Source organism: Arenimonas sp. (assembly GCF_047602345.1).
GTDB lineage: Bacteria > Pseudomonadota > Gammaproteobacteria > Xanthomonadales > Xanthomonadaceae > Arenimonas.
The window spans coordinates 548,765-565,065 of record NZ_JASGHN010000010.1; the positions used below are offsets into that span (position 1 = coordinate 548,765).

General features: G+C 65.5%; 15 protein-coding genes and 1 pseudogene. 5 read left to right on the forward strand and 11 right to left on the reverse strand.

Going from position 1 to position 16,301, the window contains the following annotated elements; all coding sequences use genetic code 11:
- The first annotated feature begins 20 nt into the window (after window positions 1–20).
- Window positions 21–1,385 carry a glutamate--cysteine ligase gene (locus QM707_RS15360; protein ID WP_415002752.1) on the forward strand — a complete coding sequence of 455 codons (1,365 nt, stop codon included), beginning with the start codon at window positions 21–23 and terminating at the stop codon, window positions 1,383–1,385.
- Window positions 1,386–1,460: 75 nt separating this feature from the next.
- On the opposite strand, the gene QM707_RS15365 is transcribed toward QM707_RS15360, so the two are convergent.
- The 6 genes from QM707_RS15365 to QM707_RS15390 form a co-directional block, all read right to left on the reverse strand.
- Window positions 1,461–2,078: an SRPBCC family protein gene (locus QM707_RS15365; protein WP_415002753.1), complete on the reverse strand. Its 618-nt coding sequence runs from the start codon at window positions 2,076–2,078 to the stop codon at window positions 1,461–1,463.
- Complete coding sequence (locus tag QM707_RS15370) at window positions 2,075–3,460, reverse strand: TolB family protein (protein WP_415002754.1); 1,386 nt, start codon at window positions 3,458–3,460, stop codon at window positions 2,075–2,077. Before QM707_RS15370 ends, QM707_RS15365 begins: the two co-directional genes overlap by 4 nt.
- 69 nt (window positions 3,461–3,529) lie before the next feature.
- Complete coding sequence (locus tag QM707_RS15375) at window positions 3,530–4,429, reverse strand: AraC family transcriptional regulator (RefSeq protein WP_415002755.1); 900 nt, start codon at window positions 4,427–4,429, stop codon at window positions 3,530–3,532.
- A gap of 58 nt (window positions 4,430–4,487) precedes the next feature.
- Window positions 4,488–4,880 (reverse strand): DUF1761 domain-containing protein, encoded by a 393-nt coding sequence (locus tag QM707_RS15380; RefSeq protein ID WP_415002756.1) that lies wholly within the window; start codon window positions 4,878–4,880, stop codon window positions 4,488–4,490.
- A 76-nt stretch (window positions 4,881–4,956) separates the two neighbouring features.
- Window positions 4,957–5,706 carry a tetratricopeptide repeat protein gene (locus QM707_RS15385; RefSeq protein WP_415002757.1) on the reverse strand — a complete coding sequence of 250 codons (750 nt, stop codon included), beginning with the start codon at window positions 5,704–5,706 and terminating at the stop codon, window positions 4,957–4,959.
- A complete protein-coding gene (locus QM707_RS15390; protein ID WP_415002758.1) occupies window positions 5,706–6,050 on the reverse strand; it encodes a hypothetical protein in 345 nt (114 codons plus the stop codon). Before QM707_RS15390 ends, QM707_RS15385 begins: the two co-directional genes overlap by 1 nt.
- Window positions 6,051–6,268: 218 nt before the next feature.
- Between QM707_RS15390 and QM707_RS15395 the strand changes: the two genes are divergently transcribed.
- From QM707_RS15395 to QM707_RS15405, 3 genes are all read left to right on the forward strand, one after another.
- A complete protein-coding gene (locus QM707_RS15395; protein ID WP_415002759.1) occupies window positions 6,269–6,766 on the forward strand; it encodes a hypothetical protein in 498 nt (165 codons plus the stop codon).
- Between the two features lie 14 nt (window positions 6,767–6,780).
- On the forward strand, window positions 6,781–7,266 hold the full coding sequence (locus QM707_RS15400) for a hypothetical protein (RefSeq protein WP_415002760.1): 486 nt from the start codon (window positions 6,781–6,783) through the stop codon (window positions 7,264–7,266).
- Window positions 7,267–7,379: 113 nt separating this feature from the next.
- Window positions 7,380–7,868: a hypothetical protein gene (locus tag QM707_RS15405; RefSeq protein WP_415002761.1), complete on the forward strand. Its 489-nt coding sequence runs from the start codon at window positions 7,380–7,382 to the stop codon at window positions 7,866–7,868.
- Window positions 7,869–7,952: 84 nt separating this feature from the next.
- Here QM707_RS15405 and QM707_RS15410 read toward each other — a convergent pair whose 3' ends face one another.
- The 3 genes and pseudogenes from QM707_RS15410 to QM707_RS15420 form a co-directional block, all read right to left on the reverse strand.
- Window positions 7,953–11,162 (reverse strand): amidohydrolase family protein, encoded by a 3,210-nt coding sequence (locus QM707_RS15410; RefSeq protein ID WP_415002762.1) that lies wholly within the window; start codon window positions 11,160–11,162, stop codon window positions 7,953–7,955.
- 53 nt (window positions 11,163–11,215) lie between these two features.
- Window positions 11,216–12,536 (reverse strand): annotated as a pseudogene (locus QM707_RS15415) (amidohydrolase family protein).
- Window positions 12,533–13,882: an amidohydrolase gene (locus QM707_RS15420; RefSeq protein WP_415002763.1), complete on the reverse strand. Its 1,350-nt coding sequence runs from the start codon at window positions 13,880–13,882 to the stop codon at window positions 12,533–12,535. Before QM707_RS15420 ends, QM707_RS15415 begins: the two are co-directional and overlap by 4 nt.
- A gap of 113 nt (window positions 13,883–13,995) precedes the next feature.
- On the opposite strand from QM707_RS15420, the gene QM707_RS15425 reads away from it, so the two are divergent.
- Window positions 13,996–14,772 carry an AMP nucleosidase gene (locus tag QM707_RS15425; protein ID WP_415002764.1) on the forward strand — a complete coding sequence of 259 codons (777 nt, stop codon included), beginning with the start codon at window positions 13,996–13,998 and terminating at the stop codon, window positions 14,770–14,772.
- An 80-nt stretch (window positions 14,773–14,852) separates the two neighbouring features.
- On the opposite strand, the gene QM707_RS15430 is transcribed toward QM707_RS15425, so the two are convergent.
- Window positions 14,853–15,176: a hypothetical protein gene (locus tag QM707_RS15430; RefSeq protein WP_415002765.1), complete on the reverse strand. Its 324-nt coding sequence runs from the start codon at window positions 15,174–15,176 to the stop codon at window positions 14,853–14,855.
- A gap of 116 nt (window positions 15,177–15,292) precedes the next feature.
- Complete coding sequence (gene grxD / locus QM707_RS15435; protein WP_415002766.1) at window positions 15,293–16,222, reverse strand: Grx4 family monothiol glutaredoxin; 930 nt, start codon at window positions 16,220–16,222, stop codon at window positions 15,293–15,295.
- Between the last annotated feature and the right edge of the window lie 79 nt (window positions 16,223–16,301).

The following is a 16,301-nucleotide window of genomic DNA, read 5'->3' on the forward strand; positions in this document are numbered from 1 at the left end:
CCCTGATGGTGAGGTGGCGCGTGTCCGGACCCAGCAACGTCAAAGAGCAGCCCATCACGGACCTGCGCCAACTGGTCGAATTCCACGCGAGCGGCGCCCGCCCGCGCGAGCAATGGGCGATCGGCACCGAGCACGAGAAATTCGGTTTCCGTCTCGACGACCTGCGTCCGCCCACCTACGAAGGCGAACGCGGCATCGAGGCCATGTTGCGCGGCCTCACGCGTTTCGGCTGGCAACCGGTCGAGGAAAAAGGAAAACTCATCGCGCTGTTGCGCGACAGCGCCTCGGTGACGCTGGAGCCGGCGGGGCAATTGGAACTCTCCGGCGCGCCGCTGGAGAACATCCACGACACCTGCTGCGAGACCTCGTTGCATCTGAAGGAGGTCAAGACCGTCGCCGAAGAACTCGGCCTCGGTTTCCTCGGCATGGGTTTCCAGCCCAAATGGCGTCGCGACGAGATGCCGTGGATGCCGAAGGGCCGCTACAAGATCATGCGCGAGTACATGCCCAAGCGCGGCAACCTGGGCCTGGACATGATGACGCGCACCTGCACCGTGCAGGTGAACCTGGATTTCGCCAATGAAGCGCATATGGCGAAGCAGTTCCGCGTATCGCTGGCCCTGCAGCCGATCGCGACGGCGCTGTTCGCCGACTCGCCCTTCACCGAAGGCAAGCCGAACGGCTTCCAGTCCTTCCGCTCCAACATCTGGACCGATACCGATCCCGATCGCACCGGCATGCTGGATTTCGTCTTCGACGAGGGTTTCGGTTTCGAGCGCTACGTCGACTACCTGCTCGACGTGCCGATGTATTTCGTCTACCGCAATGGCGAATACATCGACGCCAGCGGCCAGAGCTTCCGCGACTTCCTCAAGGGCAAGCTGCCGGCGCTGCCGGGCGCGCTGCCGACGCTGAAGGACTGGGCCGATCACATGACGACGGCCTTCCCCGAAGTGCGGTTGAAGAAATATCTGGAAATGCGTGGCGCGGATGGCGGCCCCTGGAATCGGCTCTGCGCGCTGCCGGCGTTCTGGGTCGGCCTGCTGTACGACGATGCCGCGCTCGATGCCGCTTGGGACTTGGTCAAGGATTTCAGCATGGAGGAACGCCATGCGCTGCGCGACGGCGTGCCGCGCCATGCACTGAAGCTGCCGTTCCGCGGTGCGACGGTGCGCGAGCTGGCGCTGGAAGCGCTGAAGATTTCCGGCCAAGGCCTGGCGCGACGCAATCGTCTGAACCGCACCGGTGCCAGCGAAGCGGTGTTCCTTGAGCCGCTGATCGAGTTCGCCCTGGCGAACGAGACGCCGGCCGAGCGCAAGCTCAAGCTGTTCCATGGCGAATGGGGCGGCAGTATCGATCCGCTGTTCCGCGAATTCGCCTATTGATCTGTCGTAGGAGCGGCGTGAGCCGCGATCCGCCAGGTTCGTAGACGGGACCGAAACCCGCGCGAGCGCTGTCCCTCAGCCTTCCAGCTTCGCCTTCAACCGCTCGAGCGCCTCGCCCCAGGCGCGTCGGAAGCCGTCGGCCTCGGCGCGCGTCTGCAGGCGATCATGCGTGATCATCACCGTCGTCTTCGCGCCGGCCGGCTGGAACTTCACTTCCACCGGCGTGCCTTCGCCTGCGCCGCTTTGTTCCCAGACCAGCTTGATGGTCTTGCCCGGATTGATCTTGCGGATGGTCGCGCGATTGCCGTCCGCGTTCGTCAGCGCACCGCCATCGCGGAAGTCGAGCGCGTGTTTCGATCCCAGCCAGGCATCGAGCGCGCCGGCACTGGCGAAAGCGGCATGACAGGCATCCGGCGCGGCCTTGACGCTCTTGGTCGCGCAGATCGTGTAACCCTTCGCGCGCCCGTCCTTTTCCTTCAGGCCGTGCGCCGCCTCGTATTCGATGTTCAGCGTGGCGATCCACCAGGGGTCGAGCTTGTGCGTGTCGTACAGGCGATTGCCGATCTCGCGACGGCCCTTGCCTGGGCCGCCGAAGGCATCGAGTTCGGCGAACCATTGTTTGAGCGTCCGGCCGGTGCCGGCCATCGCGCTGGCATCGTCCACCGCATGGTCGGCCCGCAGTTCGATCTTCATGGCGTCGCTCCCGGCATGCGCACCCACATCGGCGCCAGGTTGCCGCCGGGCGAGATCGTGATGCGGCGGACATTGCCGCCATCGGCGTCCATCAGGTAGATCTCGTTGGCGCCTTCACGGTTCGAATCGAAGGCGATCTGCCTGCCGTCCGGCGAGAAACTCGGATAGCCGTCGTTGCCCTTGTGCGAGGCGGTCAGGTTCCCCGGATTGCCGCCGTCGGCATCCATCACCCAGACGTCGTAATCGCTGCCGGGGAACTTGCGCATCCAGACGATGCGTTTGCCGTCGTACGACCAGTGCGCCGGGCCTTCGCCGCCGTATTCGTGCTTGCTCAGCGCATCGTTGGCGGAGTCGGAGGTCAGCAGCTTCGGGTTTTCGCCTTCAGCATCGCCGGCATGCAACTCCCAATGGCCACTGCGATTCGAGCGGAACAGCAGGCGCTTGCCGTCCGGCGACCACTGCGGATCGGCATCGTCGCCCTGGCCGTCATTGGCGAGTATGCCCACGCGTTTTCCCGAGGCGTCGAAGAAGGCGATGCGCTTGCGGCCATCGGCCATCACTTCCGCCGCACAGCGCCGGCCGTCGGGGTGGCAATCGGCGAAACCGTCGGAGACGAGATCGTCGCTGATGCGATGCAGTGCGTCGCCTTGCAGGCGGGATGCCCGCCAGCCTTTCGCTTCTTCGCCCCGACGCTCGTTCGACAAGGTCAGCACCATGTCGCCGCGCGTGTTCCAGGCCCATTCGTTGCTGGCGCGCTTCGTCAGGTTCACTTCGCGGCCGTCGGCTTCCTGCCGATAGACCTCGTAGTTGCCGTCGCGCCGGCTGCTCCAGACCAGGCGCCATTCGGCGCCTTCGTGCATCACCGCCGCCTTCTCCTTCTGCAGTTCCGCCGAATCGGTGCGCAGGTAGCGGAAGTTGCGCCGTTCCGTCCAGCCATCGGCGGTCTTTTCGCGGGCGACCACGCGGTAGGCGTGATCGCCTTCCGGCAGGAACCAGTTCTGCATCTCGGTGACCTTGCCGTCGGCGCCGACATGGCGCTCGGGCACCATGATTCCGTCCGGCGTCTGCTGGAAATAGCCTTCGCTGACCGCGCCGGTGCTGGTGAAGTAGTGGAAACGAATGCGCTTGTTCGCATCGTCCCAACTGAAGATCGTTTGTCCCTGATAGAGCGGATCGGAGCCTTGCACCATGTGCGAGTTGCCGATCAGCTTGCCGCCATACAGCGATTCGAAACACTGCAGGTCGCGCTGGGTATCGCTGAAGCTGGCGCGCCAGCAATGGCCGACCAGGAATTCGATCGGTGCGAAGCGCGGGTCGAGGTCGTCGGCCTTGGCCGCTGGCGACATCAACAGGAGCAGGGCAAGGGCGGGAAGCGGGCGCATGGCGGACTCCGGTGACTTGTGCCTGGCAGTGTATCCGCGCCTGCGCGGATGTCTTGGCGAATTGTTACCTCAGCGAGCCGGCGCGGACCGGTCCTGCTGGATGCTCTCGTCGTCGAGCGCGGTCTGGCGCAGGAAGCCGGCGGGCGCATGGCCGGCGAAGGCCTGGAACTCGCGGCTCAGGTGCGATTGGTCGTAGTAGCCGCATTCGAGCGCCAGTTCGTCCCAACGCGGCGCCTCGCATTCGCGCAGCCGACCCAAGGCCTGGGAAAAACGCAGCACGCGTGCCAGGGCTTTCGGCGACAGCCCGACCTCGCGCTGGAACAGTGAGACGAGGTGTTTGCGGCTGTAGCCCAGCTCGCCGGCGAGTTCGGCGATCTCGATGCCGCCGCCGGTTTCGCGCAGGCGTCGCTCGGCCCAGCGCACGGCGTAGTGCGCCGGCGGCTGACGGCGCACGCGCTCGAGCAGCCAGTGTTCGAACAGCGCCAGGCGCGCTTCCGGCGTCGCCGCCGACAGCAGGCGTTGGCGCAAGGCCAGCACGCTGTCGCCGAGCACGGCATCGAGGTCGAGCACCTGATCGCTCAACGCCTGCTGCGGCAGGCCGAGCACGCGCCAGGCGCCGAGCGTGCGCAGGCGCACGCCGATCAGACAACTGGGCCCCGTGCTGTCGATGTCGAGGAAACGTTGCTGTTGCCCGGAAAACCAGGCGTGCCGGTACACCTGCGGATCGCGAACGCCGTGCAGGTCGAGCACGCGCTGGTCGGCGCCGAGGTTGAACATCAGATGGCTGTTGCCGCGCGGCAGGATGCGCGTTACTTCGCCCGCATCGCTACCTTCGACATGCCAGCAGAACTCGACCGCGTCGGCGAGTTCGGCTGGCGGCTGCAGCAGGGCCAGGCTCCAGCGGCCCAGCGGCGAGTCGTGCGCATGCACGAGCAGGCGCGCGACGAAATCGGGACCGGCTTCGAACATCGCACCCCCGGCGTGGCGTGACGGACCGATTACAACATAGTCGCCGCGTGGCCGCGTCTCAGTGCCAGAGGCCGAGGACGAGCCCGTACAGCGTGAACTGCAGCGTGTGGTAACCGCCGTCGATCAGGAACAGCTTCAGGCTGCGCCCGGCGAACAGGTAGTTGATGCCGAAGCTGGCGGCCACCCAGCACAGGCCGGCCGAGAATCCCGCGCCGACCGCAAAGTGCAGGCCGGGCGCCGGCCCCAGGAATACCGCGAAGACATAGGCCGCGATCAGGCTCAGCACGAACGCGCCGCCGAAGATCTTGGCCGGATGCCCGTGCGATCCATTCGGGTCGACGCCGGCTTCGCGGCACCAGGCATTCTTGAACAGCGGTCCGTACCAGATGCCGCCGAGCATGAAGGCCGAGACGGCGGCGAGCAGGACGGCCCAGACGTTGACGACAGGCATGGCGATCTCCCCTATGAACGAGGGGCCCAGCCTAGCGCGTTTTCCGGCGCGGCGATTGGACGAATGACACCCGCTCTCAGGCCGGACGATCGCGCAGGCGTTGCAGTTCGGCCAGCCAGGGCTTGTTGATCTCGCGGGCGTAACGCGGCATGCGGCCAGCGAGTTTCAGGCCTTCCTCGATCAACGCGGTCGCGCGCTGCCGTTCGCCCCAGTCGATCAACAGGCCGGCGTAGCGCGCACGCGCCTCCAGCCCGGCGAAATAACCGACCAGCACGTCGAATTCGGCGCTGGCCTTGGCGCGGTCGCCGAGTGCGGCGATGGCGCGCGCATAGACCAGATGCCCTTCGGGCGATTTGAAATCCGGTTGTTCGCGGATCAGGCGGTCCAGCGTTTCGCGCGCTTCGTTGGCCTTGCCCGCTTCGAGCAGGGCGGTGGCGTAGCGCACGGTAATGGCGCCATCGCCGGCGTGTACGCCGCGCAGCACTGCCTGGTACTGCACGACGGCTTCCGATGCGCGTCCCGCGCCCATTAGCGCATCGGCCAGTCGCAGGTGGTTGTCGGCGGTGGCGGCGATATCGAGTTGTTCCTGCGCTTCGCGCAATTCGCGCGTCGGGTCGATCAACTGCTTGACGCCGCGCACGACCTGACGCCCCTGGCGCGAATGCCGTGCATCCGGCAACCAGATCGCCAGCGCATAGACGACGCTGCCGAGCAGGGGAAAGGCGAACAGGATCCACAGCCAGTACTTGTCCTGGCCGGTGCGCACGACGTGCGTCGCGAAATAGATCGCGATCAGGACATGCAACCCGAGGCCGAGGAAGGGCATCAGGCCGCCGAGACGTCGTGCAGCTGCCAGTGCGGGCCGGCCAGCAGGTTCAGCCGGTGCTTGAGCACGGAACCGGACAGGGACGTGACCACGATGAGTTCGATGCGCAGGTCGGACTGTCTTCCCTTCACGCTGGCCTGCGGATCGGTGGCGGCGAGCGAGGCATCGACTTCGTCGGGTTCTTCCTGCGCCTGCTGCCAGCGCTCGAACAATCCGCGCGTGCGCAGCGCCTGCTCGAGTTCGGCGGCCATGCCGTCGGCGCCATCGCTGGCGAAACCGAAGGGACGCGACTCGGCGCGCAGTTTCTCGGGATGGGGCAGGCTGTAGAAATAGCGGGTGGGCATAAAGACCTCCATGTCGGGCCGGTGCGGTGATTCTATGCCTGCGGGCTTGGTCGTGTCAGACCAGTGGGTTGATAGGTACGGGAAAAGGGTCAGAGAACGAACTCGTTTCAGATGTGAATGTTCTCCAACCCCTTTTTCTGGCACTGTCGATCTTGGCGATCGCATAGGTCGAGCGCCAGCATCATGGCAGGCCCACCCCGCTCGATGGAGGCGTTTCGATGTCCGACAATCTTCCGCTGTATACCCTGATCCATGTCTTGCTGAGCGTGGTCGGTATTGTGGCCGGCCTGGTGGTCGTGGGCGGCTTCATGGCCGGCGTGCATTTCAGGCGTTGGGTGGCCTGCTTCCTCGCAACGACCATCCTGACGAACGTCACGGGCTTCGGTTTTCCGTTCGTCACGTTGCTGCCATCGCATATCGTGGCCACCTTGTCCTTGATCGTCCTGCCCATCGCGGTCTTTGCCCTGTACGGGAAAGGCCTTGCCGGTTCCTGGCGCCGGGTCTTCGTGGTTCTCTCGGTACTTGCGCTCTACTTGAACGTTTTCGTGCTGATGGCGCAGCTGCTGCAGAAGATTCCAGTCCTGGCGGCGCTCGCTCCCAATCCGCAGGCGCCTGCGTTCGCACTCAGCCAGTTGTTCGTGCTCGTGCTCTTCGTCGGGCTCGGCAGGGCGGCCGTCAGGGGCTTCGGGAACGCCGACCTGGCGCATGTCGCCTGACGAGGCCTCAGACCGTGAGCAATTCCAGCAAGAACGAAAAGACGGCGACGGAACAACCCACGCTGGAAGCGCAGGCGCAAGCCCTGATCGCCAAGTTCGCGCCAGCGCATGTGGAGCTCACGGGAGCCGTACGACAGAAGCTACGGAAACGACTGCCCGGCGCCTGCGAGATCGTCTATGAGTACCGCAGCTGGTTCGTCATCAGCTATTCGCCGAACGATCACGGTTATGAGGGTGTGCTGGGGATTCGCGGGGACGCAGAAGGCGTGAAGCTCTTTTTCAACCGCGGCAAGGAATTGCCGGACCCCCAGAAACTGTTGAAAGGGTCGGGCAGACTGGTGCGTTCGGTCGACCTGGAAGATGCGAACGCGCTCGCGCGTCCAGCAATCGTCAACCTGATCGGAGAAGCCATCGCCCGTAACCCAATAGCTTTTGGGGGCAGCGGCCACGGGTCGACAATCGTCCGTTCGGCGTCCGCCAAGACAAAGCGGACGACGTAAGGTGGGCTCAACCCGCCACGGATTGTTGCCTTTCATGAGGCGGGCTTGAGCCCAACCCACATGCTGCCGACGGGAAGAGATATCCTGATCCAAGCGCCCCCAGAAACCGTTCTTTGACCGCTGAAATGGCCCGATCTGCCGCCATCACCGTGTTCGTGATTCTTTTATCGGCGTGTGTCAGCACAGCGCAGCCGCGGGCTCCGTTCGAGTCAGCCAACGGTTTCAAATTCAAGGTGTACGACGGCGCCGGAACCTACGATTCCGGAACCACCCTGTATACGCCCCAGCAGTGCGGGAACAGCTATGCGCCCATGCAGATCGCGATGGACCAGGAAACCTTCGACGCGATCGAAGGCCTGGTGGAAGCGGGGGCACTTTGGGATGCCCATGTTTCGCCCGTGCCGAACTGCAGCGTGATTGATGTCGCTCTCCCGGAGGAGAGCTACTACTTCGAAGCGGGGGAGAGGAGCGTTTCGATACGGATCGGGCAATGCCAAGCCGTGGACCCGAAGCACGCCGCCCATCTCAATGCGATACGGCGTTTGGTTCGCCTGCAGAGCGACCGATATCCGGCTCGCCTCCCAAAGTGCGTCTACTTCTGAAATCGAGATGAAAAGGGGACGGAGGCAATTAAATGAGCTTAATTACCTCCGTCCCCTTTTCGTAGAGCTTCCGCAGTGCTTCAGTCAGTCGTGCTCCACCGCTGGCCCGAACTCTTGGCCGATGCTGGTGCCGCCTTCGTGCTTCTGCCAGAAGAATTTTGGTTCGCCGCGTTGCAGGCCGCCGATTTCGCTCATGTTCGCGGTTTCGAACAAGCGGCCGTTGACCATCACATAGGCCGTGTCGGCGGTGGCGCGGATGTTCTCCAGCGGATTGCCGTTGACGATCACGAGGTCGGCGCGCTTGCCGATTTCGAGCGAACCGAGCTCGCGGGAGAAACCGATGTAGTCGGCGCCGTCGATGGTGGCCGCACGCAGCGCCTCCCAGTTGCTCATGCCGCCCTGGGTCAGCATCCACATTTCCCAGAGCGTGCCCATGCCCTGCAACTGGCCGTGGCCGCCGACCTGAATGCCGACGCCGGCGTCGCGCAGGCGCTTGGCTTGCTTGGCCACTTCGAAATGGTAGTAATCCCAGTCCGGGCCGATCTCGCGACGGATCGAGCGCGCGCCCAGCGTCTCCGCCGGGAAGAAGCGCTTGAGCTTGGCGTCATCGAAGACGTCGTTGCGCGCGTACCACCAGTATTCGCCGTTGATGCCGCCGTAGTTGACGATCAACGTCGGCGTGTTGCGCACGTCGGTCTGGCGCCAGAGTTCGACGACGTCGCGGTAAAGCGGCGCCACCGGGATGTTGTGCTCCACGCCGGTCACGCCGTCGACGATCATCGGCAGGTTGTGGTTCAGGGTCGAGCCGCCCTCTTCGACCACCAGCATGCCGAGCTCGCGCGCGGCCTGGTTGATCATCTGGTGCTGCTCGCGCCGCGGCTGGTTGTAGCTCTTGACGCTGAAAGCGCCGGAGGCTTTCAGGCGCTGCAGGTGCGCGCGCGCATCGTCGATGGAGTTGATGGTGACCTTGAAGTCGCCATCGGCGCCGTACAGGATGCTGCCCGTCGAGAACACGCGCGGGCCGACCAGCCGACCGGCTTTCTGCAGTTCCGACTGCGAGAACACCGTTTCGGTGCTCGCCGACGGATCGTGCAGGGTCGTGACGCCGAAAGCGAGATTGGCGTAGTAGGCCCAGTTCTGCTGCGGCACCACGCCGCCGCTGAAATGCGCGCCATGGCCGTGCACGTCGACGATGCCCGGGTAGATGGTCTTGCCGCTGGCATCGATGCTTCGCGCGCCGGCCGGGATGGCGACTTCGCCGGCGCGGCCGAGCGCGACGATCTTGTCGCCGCGAACCACCAGCACCCCGTTTTCGATCACTTCCTGCGTCTTGTCGGCGTCGCGCATCGTGACCAGGCGCGCACCGGTGAAGGCGAAGGTATCGGCCGGTGCGTCGCTGGCGACGCTGAGGTCGACATCGGCGGTCGTTTCGGCGCCGCCGCCGAGCGTGCGCGAGTGGTACTTGTCGCCGACGAGCCAATGCAGCGAGCGCGAATCGCCCGACCAATGGATGTAGTTGCCGACGCCGAGCTTGGTGATCGGCACGGCCGTGCTGTCGTTGGCCAGTTCGATCGCGCCGCCGGTCGCCGGCAGCGGCGCCACGTAGACGTTGAACAGTTCGGTGAAGGCGACCTTGCTGCCGTCGGGGCTGATGCTGACGAAATCGGGGTACTTGAGCTTGAGCACGTCGCGCGGCTTCTCGCCGAAGATGCCGATCGATTTCAAGGTCTTCTCGAGGCCGCCGCCGGCGAGGAAGAACACGCGTTCGCCCTTCGGATCGAACTGCGGGTCGGAACCACCGTCGGCAATCTTGCGCGGATCGCTGCCGTCGGCATTCATCACGAACACGCCGCGCTCGGTGCTCCACAGGCTGCCGGTCAAGGAACCGCCGCCGGTGCGCGCGAAGACGATGCGGCGGCCGTCGTTCGAGTAGCGCGGGCCGTAGTAGAAGCCTGGTTCGCGGCTCAGCGTGCGTACCTGGCCGCTGGCGAGGTCGAGCTCGCGGATGGAAGCGAGATCGCTGTCGGACCAGGTGGTGTACAGCAGTTTGCGGCCGTCGGCGCTGAAGCTCGGCTGGTACTCGAAATGCGCCGTTTCCGTCGTCAGGCGCGTCGGTGCGCCGCCAGGTAGGGCTTTCTTCCACAATTGGCCCAATGCGTGGAAGACCAGCGTCTTGCCATCGGGGCTGGTCGCGGCATCGCGGATCATCTTCGCGTCGAAGCGATCGCCATCCAGGCTGCGCGAGAAACGCAGCGGCGCGGCGACGGTCTGCGACACCTGGGCGCGGAACGGGATCTGCGCGGGCGTGCCGCTGGCCATGTCCACGCGCCAGAGCTTGCCCTGCGCCCAGATCACCACCGATTTCGAATCCGGCGTCCAACCGTAGTTCGCGTAGGGGCCGAAGATCGCCCAGACTTCCTGCTGGTCGTGCGAGAGGCCGTTCCAGACCGGACGCACTTCGCCGGTTTTCAGGTCGAGCAGGTGCAGCACGGTCTTGTCGCGCACGCGCTTGACGAAGGCCAGCGATTTTCCGTCCGGCGAAGGCTGAGGACGAATGGCGCCGCCGGCGGTGTTCACCATCGTTCGGGTTTCGCCGGTTTCGCGGTCGAGGCGCTTGATCGCGTAGATCACGCCGTGCACGTTCTTGTTGTATTCGAAGGTGCTGCCGCCGCTGACGTCTTCCGAGTAGTAGACGTAGCGCCCATCGGGGCTGACGGCCGGTTCGCCGAGATCCATCTGGTCGTTCTTGCGCTTGGTCAGCTGCAGGCCGCCGGTGGCGCCGCCGTTGACCGAGTACATCCACAACTCGCCGGCGCCGAGCGAACGCTCCGATGTGAAGTGCTTGCGGCCGATCAGGTACTGGCCGTCCGGCGTCCACACCGGATTGTTGAGCAGGCGGAAGTTCTCCTTCGTCACCTGCGCGGCGCCGCTGCCGTCGCGACTCATGCGCCAGAGGTTGTTGCCGCCACCGCGATCGGAGGTGTAGGCGATCTGCCGACCATCGGGCGAGAAACGCGGCTGCACGTCCCAGGCCGCACCATTGCTGATGCGCGTCGCGTCGCCGCCGCCGATCGGCAGGGTGTAGATGTCGCCGAGCATCGAGAAGACGATCGTGCCGCCGTCCGGGCTGACGTCGAGATCCATCCAGGTGCCTTCATCGGTGCTGAACTGGATGGTCTTCACCGGGCCGTGCGCGGCGTTGACGTCCCACTTCGGCGGGTCCTTCTTTTCCGCGGCGGTGGACAGGGTGGCGAGGCAGACGCCGATGGCGAGGGTGAGCGAGCGAATCTTCATGCGGGTGTTCCCGGAGAGAAAGAGGCCCGCATCGCGGGCCCCGTGGTTTCGTTTCAGTGCTGGTAGGCGCGGGGCAGGGCGCTCGGCGCCTGCAGATAGCGATCACGCAGTTCGGTCTGGCGCGAACGCATCGGCATCGCCTTGCCGCGCATCCAGACCTGGTCGGCGGTCGTGGTCAGTTCGAGCGGATCGCCATTCCACAAGACGAGGTCGGCGATCAGCCCGGGTTCGATGCGACCGATCTGGTCACCGACGCCGAACGCGGCGGCCGGCACGCTGGTGATCGCGGCCAGGCCCGACTCCCACGGCAGGCCATTGGCGACGGCGACGCCGGCGTCCTGCCGGACCTTGCGTGCGTTGTGCGAGGCGAAATCGAAGTCGCTGACGATCACCGATACGCCGGCCTTGTGCAGCAGGGCGGCGTTGTCCAGGCGGGATCCGATCTGGTCGAAACTGCCGGGCAGGTTCTGCAGCGTATTGAGGATCACCGGTACTTTCGCGGCGGCGAGTTGCGGCGCCACGCGCCAGGCTTCGGCGCCGCCGACCACGATCGGGCGCAGGCCGTGCTTGCGCGAGAAAGCGAGCATCTGGCGGATATCCGCCGCGCGATCGACCGAGAACAGCACGCGCCCGCCGACGAGATATTTCGCCAGCGTCTCGCGCCCCGTCGGCGTCAGCAGCGCATTCGGCGTGCCGTACGGCGCCAATCCGCGCGCCTCGCGGATGGCCTGTTCGAGCAACATGAACTGCGCCGCGCGCGACTTGCCGCTGAGCGATTGCGCACCGCTGCCGAGGCTGACGAAGAGCAGGCGCGCGCCGAAGATGCTATCGGTCTTCCCATCGAGACGGATGCTGCCGCCCTGGCCGGCGACGAGGCTGCCGCCGCCGGTGCTGTTGGCCGAGAGCACGCTCCAGGTGACGCCGCCCATGCGTGCGACCGGCAACAGCATCGAATCGGGATTGAAGGCCAGGCTGACATCGAATTCGGGCCGCATCTGCGGCGGCTGTCCGCCACCGCCGAAGGACTGGGCACTGTCGACCGTGCTTTCTTCGCCCGATACTTCTTCCAGGCCGATGTCCGCCGACGCCGCCGAACAGGCCGGGCGTCAATGCGCGGCCCTTCGCGTCGTACACCGGGATGTTCGGCGTGATCAGTATGCCGGTGCCGACCGCGCGGATGACGCCGCCCTGGATCAGCACGTCGGTGTCCTTCAAGGTGCCGCGGGCGCCAGCGGTATGCACGGTGGCGTGCTTGATCAGTAGGTCCTGCGCGAACGCCGGCAGGGCCGCGGCCATGGCGACGCACAGCGCCGCGGGTCGTAGGGTGGGCTTCAGCCCACCAAAAAACCTCGCAAGAAAATCAAAGCGGCTCATGGCGCGGCCTCCTGTCCCAGCATGAAATCGGATACCGGTTGCCGCGACTTGTCGCCGCGGTCGTACATCAGCGCGCCGTCCATGAAGACCTTCTCGGCTTTGGCGTAAACGCTGAAGGGCGTGCCGTTCCACAGCACGACGTCGGCCATCTTGCCCGGCGCCAGCGTGCCGGTGCGGTCGCCGATGCCGAGCGCGCGCGCCGGATTCTGCGTCAGCCAGCGGATGGCGCGTTCGGGCGGAATATCGATGTTCACGCGCCGCGCATTGCCCATCACTTTCGCCGCTTCCTGGTTCAGGCGCTGGATGCCTTCGGAAGAATCCGAATGCACGATCGCGCAGCCCTTCTCGGGGCGATCGACCAGGGCGATGTTTTCCTGGATGCCGTCCAGCGATTCCATCTTGAAGCCCCACCAGTCGGCCCAGAGCGCGCCGCAAACGCCTTCGGCGGCGAGGCGGTCGGCGATCTTGTAGGCCTCGACGCCATGGTGGAAGGCAGAGATGCGGAAACCGAATTCCTTGGCGAGGTCGAGCATGATCGCCATCTCGTCGGCGCGATAGCAGTGGATGTGCACGAGGATCTCGCCCTTGAGCACGCCCATCAGCGTTTCCTTGGCGAGGTCGCGCGACGGCGGATCGCCTTTCTTGTCGCCGGCGTTGTACTTGTCCCAGGCGCGCATGTAGTCCTGCGCGGCGATGAAGTCGGCGCGATAGCCGGCGACATTGCCCATGCGCGTGGACGGCGCCGACCCCTTGCCGCCGTAGACGCGTTTCGGATTCTCGCCGCAGGCCATCTTCACGCCCCAGGGCGCGCCCGGGAATTTCATCCCCTGATAGGTATTCGCATAGACGTTCCGCACGGTCACGCCGCGGCCGCCGATCAGGTTCGCCGAGCCGGGCAGCAGCTGCATCGTCGTGACGCCGCCGGCCAGTGCGGTGCCGAAGCCCGGGTCCTGCGGCGTGATGGAGTGTTCGGCCCAGACTTCCGGCGTGGTCGGGCTGGTCATCTCGTTGCCGTCGTTGTGCGCATTCACGCCGGGGCTGGGATAGACGCCGAGGTGCGAATGCACGTCGATGATGCCGGGCGTGACCCAGCGGCCGGTACCGTCGATCACCTGGGCGTTGGCGGGTGCGGTGAGTCCGGCGCCGACAGCGGCGATCTTGCCGTCCTGCATCAGCACGTCGGCGTTGTCGAGCCGTTCGCCGCTGCCGGTGAGCACGGTGGCGTTGCGGATCAGCACGGGCGGCGAAGGTACCGGCGCATAGGTGCTGGGGTAGGGATCGGACGGCGCGGCAGGCGCAGTCAGCGGAATCGCCGCCAGCAAGGCGGCAAACAGGAGTCTGGTCATGGCTTTCCCCGGTGAACAGGGCAACCCTAGCCCTGCCCTCGGGCCTTGCCAAGCATGCCTTAGGTCATGGTCGGGCGGCCGCGTGGCAAAATGGCGAAACGGCGGAGGATGGAATGAAGGACAAGAACGAGATCGTCAGCAACTGGTTGCCGCGCTACACCGGCGTGCCCCTGGAGAAATTCGGCGAACACATCCTGCTGACCAACTTCGGCGGCTACCTGGATACCTTCGCCCGGCTCACTGGGGCCGAGGTCACCGGCCGCGACCGACCGATGCCGAGTGCGACGATCGACGGCATCACGATGATCAATTTCGGCATGGGCAGCGCCAACGCCGCCACGGTGATGGACCTGCTCAGCGCGCTGCCGCCGAAGGCCGTGCTCTTCCTGGGCAAGTGCGGCGGACTCAAGCGCAAGAACGCGCTGGGCGATCTGATCCTGCCGATCGCCGCCATCCGCGGCGAGGGCACGTCGAACGATTATCTGCTGCCGGAAGTGCCGGCATTGCCGGCCTTCGCCCTGCAGCGCGCGGTATCGACGATGGCGCGCGACCTCGGCCACGATTACTGGACCGGCACGGTGTATACGACCAACCGCCGCGTCTGGGAACACGACGAGGAGTTCAAGGCCTATCTGCGCAAGACGCGTTGCATGGGCATCGACATGGAGACGGCGACGGTGTTCGCCGCGGGTTTCGCCAACAGCATTCCGTCCGGGGCGTTGTTGCTGGTATCGGACCAGCCGATGGTGCCCGAGGGCGTGAAGACGGAAGCCTCGGACCGCAAGGTCACCGACAATTTCGTCGAAGCGCATATCAACGTCGGCATCGAAGCGCTGAAGCTGATCCGCCGGCACGGCAAATCGGTCAAGCACCTGCGCTTCGACGAGTAGCGATTAGGTGAGTGGTTGATGGTGTTTGGACGGTCGGTCACTCCCACCACAAACTACCAATCACGAACCACTCACCGCTTCTACAGGAACGTCATGCTGATGACGTCGGCGGTCTTGCCGTCGGCGCCCATGCGCACCTTGCACTCCAGCGTCTGTTTCACTTCGCCGTCGGTGCCGGGCTGGATCACGATCGGTCCGCTCAACACCTGCAGGTCCGCTTCCGGCTTCATGCTGCCGCCCAGCGTCGCCAGGTCCAGTTCGTAAGCCTTGCCTTCCATCCGCGTCTTCGCGAACGCCTCGCAGGCCGCCGCCGCAACGCCGTTCGGACCGGCCGGAGCGGCGTCGCCGCCGCCTCCGCAAGCCGCCAGGACCATGCAGCCCGCGATGATGATCGAACGCCTCATGCCTACCCCCTTCGGTGGTTGGGCCGATCCGGGCGCTGCCCGCGCCTCCGGATTTCAAGATAGCGCATTTACTCTAAACGTAGCCGGTGCCCTTAGTCACGCCCCGTGAGGCGGGTTCAATACCGGGGAACGGAAGGGTCGATCTGGGTCGACCAGGCGTCGATCCCGCCCTCGACGTTGTAGATGTCGTGAAAGCCGAGTTGGCGGAAATGTTCGGCCGCTTGCCGGCTGGAGTTGCCGTGGTGGCAGAGGAAAGCCAGCGGCAGATCCTTCGGCAGGGCCGCCAGGCGTTCATGGCTGTCTTCGTCCAGCACATCGTGCGGGTGCGGGAACGGCGCGAGGGCGCGCGCGTGCGCGGGCCGGCAGTCGATCACATCGATGGCGCCAGCGATTATGCGATCGTGCAGGTCCTGCACCGTCATCGATTTCACCGATGGTGGCGCGTTAGGGTTGTCGATGGCCAGGCCCGCACCGCGTGCGTCCTCGACCCAGTCGATGCGGATGCCGTTGGCGCGCGGGGCGCTGGCCAGGTCGAAATGCACGCGGATGCCTTCGGACTCGGCGACGATCTCCTGGCCGCCGACCGGCTTGAGTTCGAAACGCGACTGGAAACGCGGGTCGACCGACAGATGCAGGCCGATGCCGGCCTCGGCGTTCGCCATCGCGTTGCGGATCATTTCGGCGGCGCGGGGCGTGATCGAAAGTTGCGGCGGCGTGCGGTCCGGCGCCGGCAGGCCCAGCGCTTCGTGCAGCTCGCCGCTGTTGAGCATCTGTTCGATGATGTCGCTGCCGCCGATCAGTTCGCCGCCGACATAGAGCTGCGGAATCGTCGGCCATTGCCCGTAGGCCTTGATGCCTTCGCGAATCTCGGGATCGGCCAGCACGTCGACGTGCGCGTAACCGGGGGCGAGCGTGTTCAGGATGCCGGCGGCCTTGGCCGAGAATCCGCAGCTTGGCCCCTGCGGCGAGCCCTTCATGAAGAGCACCACGCGGTTCGAGTTCAGGACATGTTCGATGCGTTCGCGCAGTTCAGGGGTCAGGCTCATTGGGGGGCTCCGTGCAATGCCGCCATTCTATCCGGCCGACTCGCCGCGACGTGAATCCCGCATGCACGACCGGTGGGCG